General features: G+C 73.7%; 13 protein-coding genes and 1 pseudogene. 7 read left to right on the top strand and 7 right to left on the bottom strand.

The genetic code is table 11. The annotated features are described in order from the left end of the window. Window positions 1–54: 54 nt before the first annotated feature. Window positions 55–255 (bottom strand): DUF5999 family protein, encoded by a 201-nt coding sequence (locus tag AB0M79_RS23540; RefSeq protein WP_212828720.1) that lies wholly within the window; start codon window positions 253–255, stop codon window positions 55–57. Window positions 256–359: 104 nt separating this feature from the next. Between AB0M79_RS23540 and AB0M79_RS23545 the strand changes: the two genes are divergently transcribed. Then, window positions 360–1,616, top strand: coding sequence for a chorismate-binding protein (locus tag AB0M79_RS23545; RefSeq protein ID WP_364217365.1), 1,257 nt, complete (start codon window positions 360–362; stop codon window positions 1,614–1,616). Window positions 1,617–1,908: 292 nt separating this feature from the next. Next, window positions 1,909–2,406 carry a peptide deformylase gene (def, locus tag AB0M79_RS23550; protein ID WP_357541042.1) on the top strand — a complete coding sequence of 166 codons (498 nt, stop codon included), beginning with the start codon at window positions 1,909–1,911 and terminating at the stop codon, window positions 2,404–2,406. Between the two features lie 33 nt (window positions 2,407–2,439). Here def and AB0M79_RS23555 read toward each other — a convergent pair whose 3' ends face one another. From AB0M79_RS23555 to AB0M79_RS23570, 4 genes are all read right to left on the bottom strand, one after another. Next, window positions 2,440–3,675, bottom strand: coding sequence for an alanine racemase (locus AB0M79_RS23555; RefSeq protein WP_364217367.1), 1,236 nt, complete (start codon window positions 3,673–3,675; stop codon window positions 2,440–2,442). Next, the gene (locus AB0M79_RS23560) at window positions 3,665–5,380 is read right to left on the bottom strand and encodes an IucA/IucC family protein (RefSeq protein ID WP_364217369.1); all 1,716 of its coding nucleotides are present in this window, start codon (window positions 5,378–5,380) and stop codon (window positions 3,665–3,667) included. Before AB0M79_RS23560 ends, AB0M79_RS23555 begins: the two co-directional genes overlap by 11 nt. Further along, on the bottom strand, window positions 5,377–7,023 hold the full coding sequence (locus AB0M79_RS23565; RefSeq protein ID WP_364217371.1) for an IucA/IucC family protein: 1,647 nt from the start codon (window positions 7,021–7,023) through the stop codon (window positions 5,377–5,379). Before AB0M79_RS23565 ends, AB0M79_RS23560 begins: the two co-directional genes overlap by 4 nt. Before the next feature lie 202 nt (window positions 7,024–7,225). Further along, entirely contained in the window at window positions 7,226–7,993 is a 768-nt protein-coding gene (locus AB0M79_RS23570) for a TSUP family transporter (RefSeq protein WP_364217373.1), read from the bottom strand. Window positions 7,994–8,573: 580 nt separating this feature from the next. Between AB0M79_RS23570 and AB0M79_RS23575 the strand changes: the two genes are divergently transcribed. From AB0M79_RS23575 to AB0M79_RS23595, 5 genes and pseudogenes are all read left to right on the top strand, one after another. Next, window positions 8,574–9,356 carry an endonuclease/exonuclease/phosphatase family protein gene (locus AB0M79_RS23575; RefSeq protein WP_364217375.1) on the top strand — a complete coding sequence of 261 codons (783 nt, stop codon included), beginning with the start codon at window positions 8,574–8,576 and terminating at the stop codon, window positions 9,354–9,356. 404 nt (window positions 9,357–9,760) lie between these two features. After that, a pseudogene (locus tag AB0M79_RS23580) lies at window positions 9,761–10,441 on the top strand (Hsp70 family protein); the annotation flags it as partial. Between the two features lie 780 nt (window positions 10,442–11,221). After that, window positions 11,222–12,334: a hypothetical protein gene (locus AB0M79_RS23585; protein WP_364217512.1), complete on the top strand. Its 1,113-nt coding sequence runs from the start codon at window positions 11,222–11,224 to the stop codon at window positions 12,332–12,334. An 84-nt stretch (window positions 12,335–12,418) separates the two neighbouring features. After that, on the top strand, window positions 12,419–13,399 hold the full coding sequence (locus tag AB0M79_RS23590; protein WP_364217504.1) for an ATP-binding cassette domain-containing protein: 981 nt from the start codon (window positions 12,419–12,421) through the stop codon (window positions 13,397–13,399). Then, window positions 13,396–14,229: an ABC transporter permease gene (locus AB0M79_RS23595; protein WP_364217377.1), complete on the top strand. Its 834-nt coding sequence runs from the start codon at window positions 13,396–13,398 to the stop codon at window positions 14,227–14,229. Before AB0M79_RS23590 ends, AB0M79_RS23595 begins: the two co-directional genes overlap by 4 nt. Here the strand turns inward: AB0M79_RS23595 and AB0M79_RS23600 are convergent. Both AB0M79_RS23600 and AB0M79_RS23605 read right to left on the bottom strand, forming a co-directional pair. Next, on the bottom strand, window positions 14,198–14,980 hold the full coding sequence (locus AB0M79_RS23600) for a pentapeptide repeat-containing protein (RefSeq protein WP_364217506.1): 783 nt from the start codon (window positions 14,978–14,980) through the stop codon (window positions 14,198–14,200). The two genes, AB0M79_RS23595 and AB0M79_RS23600, sit on opposite strands and share 32 nt — an antisense overlap. 193 nt (window positions 14,981–15,173) lie before the next feature. Beyond that, window positions 15,174–15,749 (bottom strand): maleylpyruvate isomerase N-terminal domain-containing protein, encoded by a 576-nt coding sequence (locus tag AB0M79_RS23605; RefSeq protein ID WP_364217379.1) that lies wholly within the window; start codon window positions 15,747–15,749, stop codon window positions 15,174–15,176. Window positions 15,750–15,753: the final 4 nt, after the last annotated feature.

Consider the following 15,753-nt stretch of genomic DNA (forward strand, 5'->3'; position numbering starts at 1 on the left):
GGATGTCGTGACCGGACCATGGCCCGACGAGCGGTCAGGCCCGGCAGGCTCAGGTCAGGCGGCCAGGGCGTGTCGGGCCGGACCGCGGTGCGGTGCGATAGTGCTGCCGTCGGGCAGCAGTTCCCCGGTGTCCTCGAAGCTGATGACGCCGTTGCAGAGCAGGCTCCAGCCCTGCTCGGGGAAGCAGGCGATGACGCGGGCGGCTTCCCGGTCGGTCGCGTCGGCGGAGGGGCAGGTCGGTTGGTGCTGGCACATCAGGATCTCCGGTGTGGGGGCGTTGCGTTCGGCTGTGTAAAAACTCACATGAACAGTGATGCACGTTACCAAGTCGAACGACGCGTTTTCGAGCAGGTAACGGCATGATCAGGGGAGAATCCACCCTTCGTATGAGGCACATCGGACCACTTGGCGTGGGAACGCTCCCAGTCCGGCCCCTTGCGTCACGCACCGTGACCGGAACAAGGCTACCCGCCCTGCGGGAGCGCTCACGACTGGAGTGGCGGATCACCGACGGTGGCGACCCGACCCGGCTGCTCGAGGATTTCCTCGCCCACGCCGGACTCCCCGTACGTGACCTGACCGCCCCGCCCCGGACGCCCGGACCCGACGAACCGGCCGGCGCCACCGTCTACCTCTCCGCCGCGGCCGCCGCCCACGCCATCGGCGCACCGACCGGCCCCGCCAGCCCCGTGCCGGCCGTACCCGACCTGGTCGCCGTCGTCCACGAGCCCGCCACCGACCCGCACCCCGACCGGCCGACGGCCGCCGGCGGACCGACCGGCGGCTGGTGGCTCGGGCCGTGGCGGGAGAGCTGGACGCCGGCCCAGCACGCCGCCGCCGTCGAACAGGCCCGTACCGCCATCGCCCGCGGCGACATCTACCAGGTCAACGTCGTCGGCCACGCGTCCGCCGACTACACCGGCGACCCGCTGCCGGCGCTCGCCCGGCTCGCCACGCTCCCCGGAGCCCGGTACGGGGGAGTGCTCCAAGGGGCCGGCTGGGCCATCGGCTGCGCCTCCCCGGAGACCCTGGTCGAGGTGACCGCCGGCCGGGCCACCACCCGCCCGATCAAGGGCACCCGCCCGGCGACCGCCACCGGCCGCGCCGAACTGCTCGCCTCGCCCAAGGAACGCGCCGAACACGTCATGATCGTCGATCTGGAGCGCAACGACCTGGCCCGGGTCGCGAAGACCGGCACCGTACGCGTCGACGAGCTCTACGGCATCCGGCGCTGGTGCGACCTGTGGCAGGCGGAATCCGTCGTCTCCGCCGACCTCGCCGACGGCTGTGGACTGGCCGAACTGCTGCGCGCCGTCTGCCCCGGCGGCTCGGTCACCGGCGCGCCCAAGCACGCCGCGCTGGCCGAGATCGCCGCCCACGAACCGGTCGGCCGGGGCGCCAGCATGGGCGCCCTCGGCTGGATCGGCCCCGACGGCATCGACCTCGGCCTGACGATCCGTACCGCCGCCGTCGACGCCGACCGGGTGCACGTCTGGGCCGGCGGCGGCATCACCTGGGGCAGCGACCCGGACGCCGAGGTCGCCGAGGCGGCGGCGAAGGCCGCCCCGGTCCGCGCCGCCCTCGCCGGCCCGGCCGGCGCCCGCCGCCCGGCCTGACCCACGCCCCGCCGCCGCCCTCGGCGCCACGTCGTGGGCGCCACGTCGTGGGCGCCACGTCGTGCTCGCGCCGGTCCGCGGCTGCCGGTCCGCGGCCGCCGGTCGCGGTCGCCACCCTCCGGGTATCGCTGTCGCGCCCCACAGCGAATTCAGTGTGGATACAGCGAATTCGCTGTCAGCCGCAACAGCAACCCCTCCCGGGAGCGGGCCCGGGCGCGACCGCCGCCCGCCCCGCAGCGGTCCCGTACCGGCTACCGGCCCGTGCGCACCGGCGTCGGCTAGCCTTGCCGGCATGACGATGCGGCCGATCCGGATCATCGGCGACGCGGTGCTGCGCAGCCCCTGCGACCCGGTCACCAGCTTCGACGCCGAACTGCGTGCCCTGGTCACCGACCTGATGGACACCATGCTCGGGGCGCCCGGCCGGGCCGGCGTCGCCGCACCACAGATCGGGGTCGGCGCTCGCGTCTTCGTCTACGACGCCGACGGCCACCGGGGCCACCTGGTCAACCCGACGATAGAGCTGTCCGAGGAGACCCAGGACGGCGAGGAGGGCTGCCTGTCCATCCCCGACCTGTACTTCCCCACCCCGCGCGCCATGCACGCCACCGTCCGCGGCTTCGACCAGCACGGCGAACCGCTGACGGTCACCGGCAGCGGCTTCCTGGCCCGCGCGCTCCAGCACGAGACCGACCACCTCGACGGCCGGCTCTACGTCGACACGCTGCGCGGCGACGTACGCCGGCAGGCGCTGCGCGAGATCCGGGCCAACCCGCGCGCCCGCAGCTGACCGATTCCGGCCGGCACCCCGACCGGCCCACGGTCAGAGCACGACCGTCCGCGGGTGCTCGTGGCGCAGGAAGTCGTGGTGCGAGATGTCCCAGCCGTACGCGCCCGTGCGGCCGAACAGCAGCACGTCGCCGACCCGCAGCCGGGCCACCCGCTGGCCCCGGGTCAGCACGTCGCGCGGGGTGCACAGCTCACCGACGGCGTCGACCGGCACGTCCCGCACCTCCGGCCGCTCGAACGGGTACGGCCACCGGTCGACCGGCAGCACCTCGAACGGGTGGCTGTAGCCCCAGGCCGCCGGCAGCCGGAAGTGGTGGGTGCCGCCGCGCAGCACGGCGAACCAGCGGCCGTGGGTGTGCTTCAGGTCCAGCACCTGGGCGGCGTACCAGCCGGCGTCGGCGGCCAGCCAGCGGCCCGGCTCGAAGACCAGTTCGGCCCCGTCCGGCAGCAGGTCGCGTACCGGCGCCAGGCCGCGCCGCAGCACGTCGAGATCGAACTCCGCCGGGCCGGCGCCGTCGGACCCCGTCGCCCCACCGGTGTGGTCGACGCCCAGGCCGCCGCCGACGTTGACGTACGCCAGGTCCAGGCCGTGCCGGGCGGCGGCCGTGACCGACCAGCGGACCGCGTCCACGACGAAGTCGGCGTGCGCGGCCGCGTCGAGGTTGTTCGACACCGCGTGCAGGTGGAAACCCACCGGCCGGACGGCGGGCAGCGTCGCCGCCAGCCGCAGCACGTCGGCCAGCTCCGCCTCGTCGATCCCGAACGGGGTCGCGGTGCCGGTCATCCGATGGCTGCCGCCGGGCCCGCCCGCCGCCCGGTTGACCCGCAGCGCGACCCGGACCGGCGCACCCCCGGGGCCGCCCCCGGAACCACCGCCGGCCACCGGCCCGGCGCCGTCCGCCGCGACCAGCGCCAGCCGGCGCAGCTCGAGGACGCTCTCCACGTTGACCAGCGCCCCGGCGTCGACCGCCGCCCGCAGTTCGGCGTCGGTCTTGGCCGGTCCGCCGAAGACGATCCGGGCCGCGCCGGCGTCCCGCGCCAGCGCCAGCTCGCCGCCGGAGGCCACCTCCAGCCCGTCGGTGGCGGCGGCGAGCGCGGCCACCACGTCCGGATTCCCGTTCGCCTTCACCGCGTACAGCAGGGTGCTCCCGGCCGGCAGCGCGGCCCGCAGCGCCGCCGCCCGCTCCCGCAGCGTCGCCCGGTCGTAGACGTACGCGCAGACCGGGCCGGGCAGCGCCCGGACCGCCGCGGCGACCCGCTCAGGCGGCATGCAGCGGGTTCCGTACCGGGATGTAGATGTCGCCGTCGCCGGCCAGCCGCATCCGGACCAGCGCCTTGTGCGGCACCCGGTCGGCGGTCAGCGCCAGGTGGTCGGCGGCGGCCGCCGCGGCGGTGGCCGGGTCGGCGCGCAACGGCTCGTACACCTCGTCCACGACCGCGCGTACGGCCCGCCACGCCGCCGGCTCGGCGAGCCCGTGCGAGCCGGCCAGCCGCACCACCAGCTCACCGAGGTGCGCCTGCAGCGCGGTGTAGCCGACCTTGGCCCGCAGCACCGCCACGTCGTCGGTGCCGACGACCGAACCCGGCCACAGCGGCACCGACCGGCCGGCGGCCGCCAGCCTCGGCCGGTGCAGCCGCAGGCCGGCGAAATCCCGGAACACGATCCGGTGCGGCACCCCGTCGACGAACGTCGGCAGGCAGTTCTGCAGGTGCGCCTCAAGGCCGATGCCGTACCGGGTGGCCAGGCGCAGCACCGGCGTGAGCAGCAGCCGGGCGTACTCGGTCAGGAAGCCCAGCGCGGCGCCCGCCCGGTCCGGCCGGCCGCGGGTCACGGCGTACCGGTCGACCAGGGCGGCGAGCACGGTTCCGGCACCGTCGCGGGCCGGCAACGCACCCCCGGGTACGGCGACCTCGCCCTCACCCAGCCGGTCGTCGAGACCGGACCGCAGGATCGCCGACGCGTCCCGCCCGGCACCGGCCGGCAGTGCCGCCCCGGCGGTCTCGGCGAGCAGCAGCACCCGCCCGCCGGCCGGGTCGTCGGCGAGCAGCCGGTGCAGCAGGGCGGAGATCGCCGGCCCGTTGCGGGTGCTGGCGACCGAGATCGTCCGGCGGGTGGACGTCACCTGGATGTCCAGCGACAGCTTCAGGTAGCGGTGCCGGCCGTCGCGGCCGGCCGGCAGCAGCAGGGTCCGCAGCGCCGCTGTCGGCGCGGCCGCCAGCTCCCCGTCGAGCGGGCGCAGGGCACCGTCGCGCCACAGGTCGGCGTACCGGTGCGGCAGCACCGACTCGAGCTGCCAGGCGTGCACCGGCTGGCTGACGTAGCCGGGCGGAGCGGCGGGCACGTCCGGATGGCCGGCGGCGAGTTCGGCGCCGATGTCGTCACCGGTGAGCAGGTCGCGCCGTACGGCGACGAACCCGACCCGGGTCGCCCCGGCCTCGAGGTCGTGGGCGAGGACCTCGGCGACGCTCCACCCCAGCCGGGTACGCCCGCACGGGTGCAGGTTGTGCCCGTCGACGGCGAGCCGTTCGGCGTCCACCGCCGACCCGTCGGCACCGGACCCGGCCGGCACCGGGCGGGCGGCCCGCCGGGCGTACGCGATCGCGAGGTTGACCACCGCGTTGGTGAGTTCGGTGGCCAGCGCCCAGCCCCGGCGGTCCATGACCTGGCCGGGCAGCAGGTCGACCGGGTCGTCGGCGTCGACGGTGTCGAACTCGACCCGGTCGAAGCCGTGCCGGGTCCCGGCGCCGGCCCACCGGGCCCGGGCGTCGCCGATGTCCTCGCGGACCAGGGCGCCGGCGAGCCGCCGGCCGACGGTCGACGCGGCGGCGGGCAGCGCCGCCCGGAATCCGTCGACCAGGTCGGGGGCGTGGATCCGCAGCTCGTCGGCGGTGTGCGCGGCGGCGCCGGCGACCGTGCCGACGCCGGTGGCGCAGGCGCACAGCCGGCGGCGGTGGATGGTGGGGATGGCGGTCATCGCGGCTCCGCGAGCGGGTTCGGTACCCGGGCCCAGACGACGTCGAGCGGGTCGGCGGCCATCCGCATCGCCGTCGTCGCCTTGACCGGCAGGGTGGGGCGGAAGAGCAGGTCGTCGTCGGGCGCGGCGGCGGCGACCGCCGACCACAGCGTACGCGGATCGGTGCCGTACGCCCGGCTCAGCACGGCGACCTGTTCGGTGAGGACGGTGCCGGCGGCGGCGAGCAGGGTGTCGCGCAGTTCGGCGGGGTCGTCGGTGGCCAGGTCGCCGTGGACCGGCGGGGCGGTGACGCCGTGCCGCGCCAGCCGCGCCGGGCTGAGCCGGATGCCGCCGACGTCGCGGTAGAACAGCCGGGTGGGCCGGCCGTGCCGCAGCCCGACCAGCGTGTTCTGGCCGTGTGCCTCCAGCGCCACGCCGAGGTCGAGCATCCGTAGCAGCGGTGGCAGCAGCACCCGGGCCAGGTCGGTGAGCCAGCCGGCCGGGTCGCCGCCGTACCCGAGGGTGACCGCCTCGGTGACCAGGGGGCGGCCGTCGGCCGGGGACGGGGCGGCCAGCGCGGCGAGCGGCAGCACGGTCTCGCCGGGGTCGGGCGCCGGGGCGCGGCGTACGACGACGGCCAGGCTGCGGCACGGTTCGCCGTCGACGAGGACGGCCCCGGCGGCGGTCTCCGGCAGCACGGTGAGCCCGCCGATCCGGGCGGCGAGCCCGGCGAGCAGGGCGGTGACCGGTGGGCCGTTGCGGACCGCGGCGGCCGAGACGGTGCGTACGGCGCTGGTCATCTGCACGTCGACGGCGGTCTTGACGTGGTGGCCGGGGTCGTCGAGCGGGGCGAGGGTGCGCAGCGACATCAGCGGGCGGGCCGGCCGGGTCCGCCCGGTGCGGCGCAGCCACGGGTACGTGTCGAGCAGGTGGGCGGCCTGCCAGGGGTGCATCGGCAGGACCGGTGGCAGGTCGCTGCCGGTGGTCAGCCAGCGGTCGGCGGGTACCTCGACCAGTTCGAGGTCGACGGTGGGCCGGTGCTCGGGGGCGTACGCGAGCACGTCGGCGGTCGACATGCCGTACCGGGTCCGGCAGCCGGGGTGCAGCGGGTGGCCGTCGACGACGAGTTGTTCCCAGTCGGCGTCGGTGCGGCCGGGCCGGGTGAGGGTGGGCGGCCCGCCGTCCGGGGCGGGCTGGGCGGCCCGGGCGAGGGCGAGGTTGGCGACGCTGTCGTCGAGTTCGTCGGCGAGCCTGCGGTGGGCGCCGGTCGTCGGGGCGACGCCGTCGCCGAGTGCGGCGACCAGTGGTGCGGGGCCGGCGACGGTGACCCCGTCCAGTTCGAGGTCCAGCCTGTCGGGTGGTGACACGTACGGGGCCGGTGGGGGACCGGTGAGCCGGCGCCCGTCGGCGAGGGTGACGGTGAGCCGCCCGGCGTCGGTGGTCCGGCCGGTCACGCCGGGGACCGGTTCGCGGGAGAGGGCGGTCCAGAGCCGGCCGAGTACGGCCGCACGGGCGCCGGGCAGGGCGGCGGTGTAGGCGGCCAGCAGGTCGGGCCGCTGGGCGGCGAGGGCGACGGCGGTGCGTTCAGGGCCGCTGGTCGGCTCCGGGGCTCGGTTCGTGGCACTGTCCGGATGGCCGGAGCGTGGTCCGGTTCGTCCCTGCACAAGGTCATTCTTCCGCGAGCGACCGTGGGCGTCGAGCGGCGGGGTCCGCCCAGTCATTACTAGCTTCCTAGGATGCGCTACGCGCAGTGCCCCACCTCACAGGCGGCGTCGGCGACCTTGCGCCGACGCCGGGGGACCCAGCTTTTCGGGGGACGCTCCGGGCCGTACGGGGGACCGGTGACCGGCCCAGGCACACCGCGGGTCAGGCGAACTGGTCGTAGCCGAGCTTGGCCACCAGGGCGAGCACGACGACAAGCAGCACGACCCGGACGAACCCGGAGCCGCGCCGCAGTGCCATCCGGGCGCCGACGACCGCGCCGAGGATGTTGCAGACGGCCATCGCGGCGCCGAGCAGCCACCACACGTGGCCGGCCAGGCCGAAGACGACCAGGGCGCCGAGGTTGGTGCCGGCGTTGACGAGCTTGGCCATCGCCGAGCCGTGGACGAAGTCGGCGCCGACGATGGTGGTGAACGCCAGGACGAGGAACGTGCCGGTGCCGGGGCCGATCATGCCGTCGTACAGGGCGATCAGGCCGCCGGCCACGGCGACGGCGGCGCTGATCCGGGTCGGCGTACGCCGTAGCGGGTCGGCGACCATGCCGAGCCGGGGGCGCAGCGTGACGAACAGGGCGACGGCGACCAGTACGCCGAGGACGACGGGCCGGTAGGCGCTGGGCGGGACGGAGCCGGCCAGGGCGGCGCCGAGCCCGGCGACGGGTACGGCGAGCGCGGCGGCCGGTCCGGCGGTGGTCCAGTCGACTTTGGTGCGGCGGGCGTAGGTGATGGCGGCGGTGGTGGTGCCGGCGATGGCGGCGAGCTTGTTGGTGCCGAGCGCGGTCGCGACGGGTACGCCGGGGGCGGCGATGAGGAGGGCGGGCAGGAGGAGGAGTCCGCCGCCGCCGACGACCGCGTCGACCCAGCCGGCGATGGCGGCGGCGGTGAGCAGGGTGGCGATGGCTGCGGGGTCCACGTCCGGCGATTCTTCCGGGGTGGGGTGGTGGGTTGCTCCTGGTTGTGCGCAGCCTCACGCACACGCCACCCGCTGCCCCGGATGCCCTGGTAGCAGGGCATGGACCGCCGGCGCACGCCGTGCTCTGGCCGGTGGCGCCGTGCGATGGCCATCGCGCGCCGCGTTCTGGCTGGTGGCGCCGATCAAGGAGAAGTTGCGCGACAAGCCTCGCGAAACGCCCATGCTTTGTCCTTGATCGTGGCGGCAAGGGGGGCCGGGCTGATCTCGGGCTGATCTCGGGCTGATCAAGGAGAAGTCTTACGGCAATTGGTGCGGAGCGGGCACGCTTCCTCCTTGATCGCGTGGAGGGGCGGCGCGGCAACGCGGCGGCGGCGGGGCGCGGCCGGCTAGGGGCGGGGGTGGCGGCGGAGCCAGATTCCGATGGCGCCGAGGGTGAGGAAGAGCAGGGTCGAGCAGCACAGGAGCTTGATCAGCACGGGGTCACTGTGGCACAGGGCGGTGCGGTGTGGGTGGGCCGGCAGGGGCGAGGGGACGGTTTGTGTCGCGGGCGGCGTGGCCGGTGCGGTCTTATGGTGCAGTGATGCGCCTGGCGACGTTCAATCTGCTGCATGGCCGGTCGGTGCACGACGGGTTGGTGGTGGGGGAGCGGCTGGTTGCGGCGGTGGGTGCGTTGGATGCGGACGTACTGGCTCTGCAGGAGGTGGACCGGGGGCAGACGCGTAGCGGGGAGTTGGATCTGACGGCGGTGGTGGCGGGGGCGTGTGGGGCGGAGGCGTACCGGTTCGCGCCGGCGGTCGTCGGTACGCCGGGGGAGCGGTTCCGTTCGTTGGATCATGACGATGACGGGGTGGGGGAGCCGTGTTACGGGGTGGGGTTGGTGACGCGGTTTCCGGTGCGGTCGTGGCATGTGGCGCGGTTTCCGGGGGCGCCGTTGCGGTCGCCGGTGTACGTGCCGGGTACGGGGTTCATGCGGTTGCGGGACGAGCCGCGGGTGGTGTTGGCGGCGGTGGTGGTGGGGCCGTGGGGGGAGTTGACGGTGGCGGCGACGCATCTGTCGTTCGTGCCGGGGTGGAACGTGTGGCAGTTGCGGCGGGTGACGCGGTTTCTGCGGGGGTTGCCGGGGCCGCGGGTGTTGTTGGGGGATCTGAATCTGCCGGGTGGGTTGCCGGGGTTGGTGTCGGGGTGGCGGTCGTTGGGGCGGCGGCCGACGTATCCGGCGGTGCGGCCGCGGGTGCAGTTGGATCATGCGTTGGTGGATCGGCGGGGGGTGGGTGGGTTGCCGCCGGTGGTGGCGGTGCGTACGCCGGTGGTGGGGGTGTCGGATCATCGGCCGTTGGTGGTGGAGTTCGGGGGTAGGGGTTGACGGGTGTCGGTGGGGTTGTCGTCGGGGGGCAGTAGCATCCGCCGCGGTGCGTCCGTGTCGTGTCGTTAGGGGTGGGTGTCGTGTTGGAGCCGGTTCGGCTGGCGGTGGATCTTGGCACGACGCATACGGTCGCGGTGGTGCGGCGGGGGGATCAGCAGCCGCGGGCGCTGTTGTTCGACGGGTCGCCGTTGTTGGCGTCGGGGGTGTTCGTGGATGCGGCGGGGGTGCCGCACACGGGTCGGGATGCGCAGCGGTTGGCGGGTTCGGAGCCGGAGCGGTTCGATCCGCATCCGAAGCGGCGGATCGACGAGGGGCGGGTGTTGCTGGGTAGTCATGAGGTGCCGGTGGAGCAGCTGCTGGCGGCGGGGTTGCGGCGGGTTGCGGTGGAGGCGCGTACGGCAGGGGTGGATCCGACCGGGGCGACGGTGTTGACGTGTCCGGCGGATTGGGGGCAGCCGCGGCGGGCGGTGTTGTTGGCGGCGGCGCGGCAGGCGGGGTTGGGGCATGTGCGGTTGTTGGACGAGCCGATTGCGGCGGCGACGTACTGCATGCAGGTGTTGGGTCAGCAGGTGCCGCCGTTCGGGTGTCTCGGGGTTTTTGATTTTGGTGGTGGGACGTTGGATGTGGCGGTGGTGCGGCGGGAGTCGGCGGGGTTGCGGGTGTTGGCGACCGGCGGCTTGGATGATCTTGGTGGGTTGGATGTGGACAGTGCGTTGGTAGCTCATCTGGGGCAGTTGGTGGGGGTTCGGGATCCGGGGTTGTGGGAGCGGTTGCGGGCGCCGCGGGGGTTGGCGGAGCAGCGGGATCGGCAGGCGTTCTGGGCGGAGGTGCGGTCGGCGAAGGAGATGTTGTCGCGTACGTCGGCGGCGCCGGTGCATGTGCCGGGGCGGGAGGAGCCGATGCATCTGACGCGTGAGGAGGTGGAGCGGATCGCGGGGCCGCTGGTGGCGCGGGCGGTGGACGAGACGCGGCGGGTGTTGCAGCGGGCGGATGTGGAGCCGGCGGCGTTGGCGGGGTTGTTGCTGGTGGGTGGTTCGAGTCGGATGCCGTTGGTGGCGAGCCGGTTGCATGCCCGGTTGGGGGTGGCGCCGGCGGTGCCGGAGCAGCCGGAGTTGCCGGTGGCGTACGGGGCGTTGCTGGCGGGGATGTCGGGGGTGGCGGCGGGTCCGGTCGAGCGGCCGGTGTCGGGTACGGCGACGTTCCCGGTGTCGGGTGTCGGCCCGGTGTCGTCGGTGCCGGTGTCGGTGTCGTCGGTGTCGTCGGTGTTTCCGGTGTCGTCGGTGTTGGGGGCCGAGCCGGTGTCGGGGGTGCCGGGTGTTCGTCCGGTGTCGGATGGTGGTGCGGTGCCGGGTTCGCCGGCGGGTCCGGGCTCTCCGGCGACCGGGCCGGTGGCTGCGGCGGCGGCCACCGGGGCGGGGTCGCAGTGGGCGGGGATCGGTGCGTCCGCGCGGCCGCCGGTGGCGTTGCCGGTGTCAGGGGTGAAGCGGCGGCGCCGGCCGGTGGTGCGGACGGTGGCGGCGGCGTTGTCGGTGGCGGTGCTGGTCGGGTGTGTGGCGGGTGCGGTGCAGGGTGGGTCGTGGTTGGCCGGGAAGTTGTCGCAGACGGTGCAGGGGGCCGGTGGTGGGCCGTCGGGGGGTGGGTTCGGGCCGTTCGGCGGTGGTTCGGACGGTGGTGGGCGGTCGGGTGGTGAGCTGGCGCGGGTGACGGAGCGGCCGGCGTCCGGGGTGGGTGAGCTGGCGGTGGCGGTGGTGAATGGGCATGTGGTGTCGGCGGTGGTGGGGCTGGGTGGTACGGAGGTGGTGTCGCTGCCGGTGGCCGGGGGTGAGCCGCGGTGGAGCACGACGTTGAAGGTGGAGCCGACGGAGGTGCGGTTGACGCCGGTCGGTGAGCTGATCGTGGTGGATGCGCCGGATTCGGCGACTGATGGTGGTGACTGGATCCGGTCGGTGTTGCAGGAGTCGGACGGGAAGCTGCTGTGGCGGGGGAAGTGGGACCGGGATCGTACGGATGTGGTGTTCCTGGGTGGTGATGTGGTCGTGGAGGTCCGGGACGGGTTCGACAACTCGGTGGTGCGGGTGGATCTGCGGACCGGTAAGCAGAAGTGGAGTCGCAAGGGGCCGCGGGACCTGCTGGTGATCAACTCGCATCGGGTGGAGGCGATGCGGCAGTGGACGGGGCCTGATGTGGCGGCGGGGCCGGGGGTGTTGCCGGTGGCGTCGGGGACGTTCGTGGAGACGGTCACCGCGGGTGACGTGGTGGTGGAGTTGGACAACGTGCAGGGGCGGGGTTACCTGCTGGACGCGAACACGGGTAAGCCGCGCGGCAGTGGTTCGTTGCCGATCGTGGAGGATTTCTGGACGGCGTACGACGGGTTCGTGGTGGGGCAGTTGAACGACGACGCGTCGCCGGGGCGTTCGGTGGTGGCGGGTTTCTCGGTGCCGGGGTTCAAGCAGGAGTGGGCGATGCCGTTGGCGGCGGGTACGTCGGTCGACAAGGTGAAGCCGTGTGGTCAGCACCTGGTGTGTGTGGCGGTCGACGCGCGGGCGAACGACGGTGACAAGACGATGGCGTTGGACGTGCGTACGGGGGTGGAGAAGTGGTCGGTCGGGGTGGAGTGGTCGACGGAGGAGGACTGGTTCGTGACCGAGGGTGGGTTGCTGTTCGGTGAGGGGATGTTCGGTTCGCTGCGTGGGGCGCAGGTGCTGGACGCCGACGGGAAGCCGGTGCGGCAGGTCGAGGAGGGTGCGTCGGTGCGGGCGACGGCCGGTGGCCGGATGGTGTTGACCGATGCGGTGGCGCAGGGGCCGGGGGGCGTCGAGTGGTTCGTGTGGGTGGAGGAGGTCGGTGCGGCGAAGGGCACCGAGGGGGTGCCGGTCGGGGCGAGCATTCCGGATCAGGTGGTGTTGGCCGGTGACGGGGTCGGGGTGGTGACCGACGATCGTCGTACGTTGGTGTTGCGGTCGGGGGAGCTGGGTTGATCCGGTTGGTTCGCCGGGTGGGTGTGTCGATGTCGTGCGAGACTCGCGTGTCGGGTGTCCGCGACTGGTGAGGGGGGCCGGGTGGTGGCCGAGCTGGCGATCGAGACGGCCGGGTTGGTGAAGTCGTTCGGGTCGAAGCGGGCCGTGGACGGGGTGGATCTGGCGGTGCCGGCGGGTGGCGTGTACGGGTTTCTGGGGCCGAACGGTGCCGGGAAGACGACGACGATCCGGATGTTGGCGACGTTGTTGCGTCCGGATGGTGGTTGGGCGCGGGTGCTGGGTCACGACGTGGTGCGTGCGGCGGACGCGGTCCGGGCCCGGGTGGGGTTGACGGGGCAGTACGCGTCGTTGGACGAGGATCTGACCGGGGTCGAGAATCTGGTCCTGTTGGGCCGGTTGCTGGGTTTTTCGCGGGGTCGGGCGCGGTCGCGGGCCGGTGATCTGTTGGACGCGTTCGGGTTGTCGGATTCGGCGGGCCGGCAGGTGAAGACGTATTCGGGTGGTATGCGGCGGCGGATCGACATCGCGGCGAGCATCGTGGTGACGCCGGCGTTGATGTTCCTGGACGAGCCGACGACGGGGTTGGATCCGCGCAGCCGTAACCAGGTGTGGGAGATCGTGCGGGCGTTGGTGGGTGAGGGTACGACGGTGTTGTTGACGACGCAGTATCTGGAGGAGGCGGATCAGCTCGCGGGACGGATCGCGGTGATCGACCATGGTCGGGTGATCGCGGAGGGGACCAGTGGTGAGTTGAAGGCGTCGGTGGGTGCGGGGGTGTTGCACGTGCGGGTGGTGGATGCCGGGCGGCGGGCGGACGCGGAGCGGGTGCTGGCCGGGGTGTTGGGGGTGCCGGTGGTGGCGGAGGGGGATCCGGTGGCGTTGTCGGCGCGGGTGTCGGATCCGTTGCGGGTGTCGGAGGCGTTGGCGGCGTTGGCGCGGTCGGGGGTGGAGGTGACCGATTTCGCGTTGGGGCGGCCGAGTCTGGACGAGGTGTTCCTGGCGTTGACGGGGCATCCGGCGGACGACGACGAGGCGTCGGGTGTCGGTGTGGGGGTGAAGGCGTGACGGCGGTGCGGGAGCGGCCGGCGTCGGGTGAGGCGTTGCGGGCGGTGTTGGCGGTGCGGGAGCGGCCGGCGCGGCCGAACGCGGTGCGGGCGTCGTTGACGTTCGGGTGGCGGGCGATGCTGCGGATCAAGCATGTTCCGGAGCAGTTGTTCGACGTGACGGCGTTTCCGGTGATGTTGACGCTGGTGTTCACGTATCTGTTGGGTGGGGCGCTGGCGGGGTCGCCGCGGGAGTATCTGCAGTTTCTGTTGCCGGGGATTCTGGTGCAGACGGTCGTGATGATCACGATGTACACCGGGGTGGCGTTGAACGTCGACATCGCCAAGGGGGTGTTCGACCGGATCCGTACGTTGCCGGTGTGGCGGCCGTCGGCGCTGGTCGGGGCGTTGTTGGGGGATGCGGTGCGGTACACGCTGGCATCGGTGGTCGTGGTGACGTTGGGGTTGGTGCTGGGGTTCCGGCCGGCGGGTGGGGTGGTCGGTGTGGCGTTGGGGGTGTTGCTGTTGCTGGTGTTCTCGTTCGCGTTGTCGTGGATCTGGACGATGCTGGGGTTGGTGATGCGGACGCAGAACGCGGTGATGGGGGCGAGCATGCTGGTGCTGTTCCCGTTGACGTTCGGGAGCAACATCTTCGTGGATCCGTCGACGATGCCGGGGTGGTTGGAGTCGGTGGTCCGGCTGAATCCGATCACGCATCTGGTGACGGCGGTGCGGGGGTTGATGGCCGGTGACGTGACGGTCGGTCAGGTGGGTTGGGTGCTGGTCGCGTCGGCGGTGCTGGTGGCGGTGTTCGGGCCGGTCACGATGCGGTTGTACGCGACGAGGCGGTGACCGGCCAGTGGGTGGGGCGGGTCAGGGTCGGTGGGAGCCGGGTGGCGGTGTCGCCGTGGGCGGCGTTGACCTGGGCCTGGGTGAGGAAGATGGCGCCGGTGAGGTCGGCGCGGTGCAGGCGGGTGTCGCGCAGGTCGGCGCCGATCAGGTCGGCGGTGCGCAGGTCGGCGCCGGTGAGGTCGGCGGCGATGAGGTAGGTGCCGCGCAGGTTCGCGCCGCGTAGGTCGGCGCCGGCGAGGTTGGCGCCGATCAGGTCGGCGCCGCGGTGGTTGGGGCGGCGGGTGGTGGCGCGGACGAGTTCGCTGGTGCGCAGCAGCAGGGTGTTGACGTCGGCGCGGTGGGTGGCGACGTCGACGGCGGCGACCTGGTCGGGGGTGCCGAGGGTGAGTCGGCGGGTGTGGTCGTAGGCGTGGCGCAGGTCGTGGTGCAGGGTGCGGGCGGCGGGCAGGGTCAGTGCCTCGGCGAGGTACCACAGCAGTTCGTGGAGTTGTCGTGTGGTCGCGAAGACGTCGAACATCTGGCGGGCGGTGGTCGGGTCGTGGCGCCAGTCGCGGTCGGCGTACGTGGTCTGGGAGACCTTCTGGCCGGCGCCGAAGCAGTCGTAGACGGTGCAGCCGGTGAAGCCGGTGTCGCGTAGCCGGTGGTGGATGCCGCAGCGGTTGTCGTCGCGCAGGTTGGCGCAGGGGCGGCCGGCGGGTTTGTCGACGGCGAAGTCGGTGGAGGCGGCGAACGGCAGGGCGACGCAGCACAGGGCGAGGCAGTTGCCGCAGTCGGCGCGTAGTTCGGTGCGGTCGGGGCCGGGTTTGGCGGCCGCCGGGACGTTCGGTGCGCCGCTGTGGTCCGGGCGCGGCCCGGCGGTGGCGGGGCGTCGCGGGTTGTGGCGGCGGGCGGGTTTGCGGGGCAAGGTTGCCGGCCTCCTGTGCTGGTCGGGAGCGGTGGCCAGGCTAGGCGACGGCGGCCTGCCAGGTCCACGGGTTTCGTGGTGGCCGGCCGTCGAGTGGGGCCCGTCCGGTCGACCAGAGCAGGACCTGTGCCGGGTCGCCGGCCGGGGCGTCGGGGAAGAGGCGGGCGAGTACGCCTGCGCACAGTTCCTGCGGTGGCTGCCACGGTACGCCGAGTCCGGTGGTGATGTCGTGGGTGTGCAGGACGGTTTCGGCGACGCCCATGGCGGCGAAGCCGGCCGGGTCGCAGGGGCCCCAGTGCCAGGCGCGGGTGCCGGGGGCGGCGGTGGTCAGGGCGGCGTGCAGGAGGCCGCCGCAGGCGGTGATCGTCTGGAGCAGGTCGCGGGGGGTGGCGGTGTCGTGGATGCGCAGGTCGAAAGGGAGGTAGCCGGTGTCGGGGCGGCCGGTGAGCTGGCCGGCGTAGGCGAGCAGGTCGTGGGCGATGTGGGCGGCGGTGGTCCAGCAGGTCCAGGTCAGGGTGCCGGCCGGGACCTGCCAGTCGGTGTCGGCGTGCGGGGTGAGGACGGTGACGGTTTCGGTGACCGCCTGCCGCAGGTGGGTGGCGTCGAGGGTCGGCATGGGG

The sequence above is a fragment of the Polymorphospora sp. NPDC051019 genome, from assembly GCF_040683055.1.
GTDB classification, from domain to species: Bacteria; Actinomycetota; Actinomycetes; order Mycobacteriales; family Micromonosporaceae; genus Polymorphospora; species Polymorphospora lycopeni.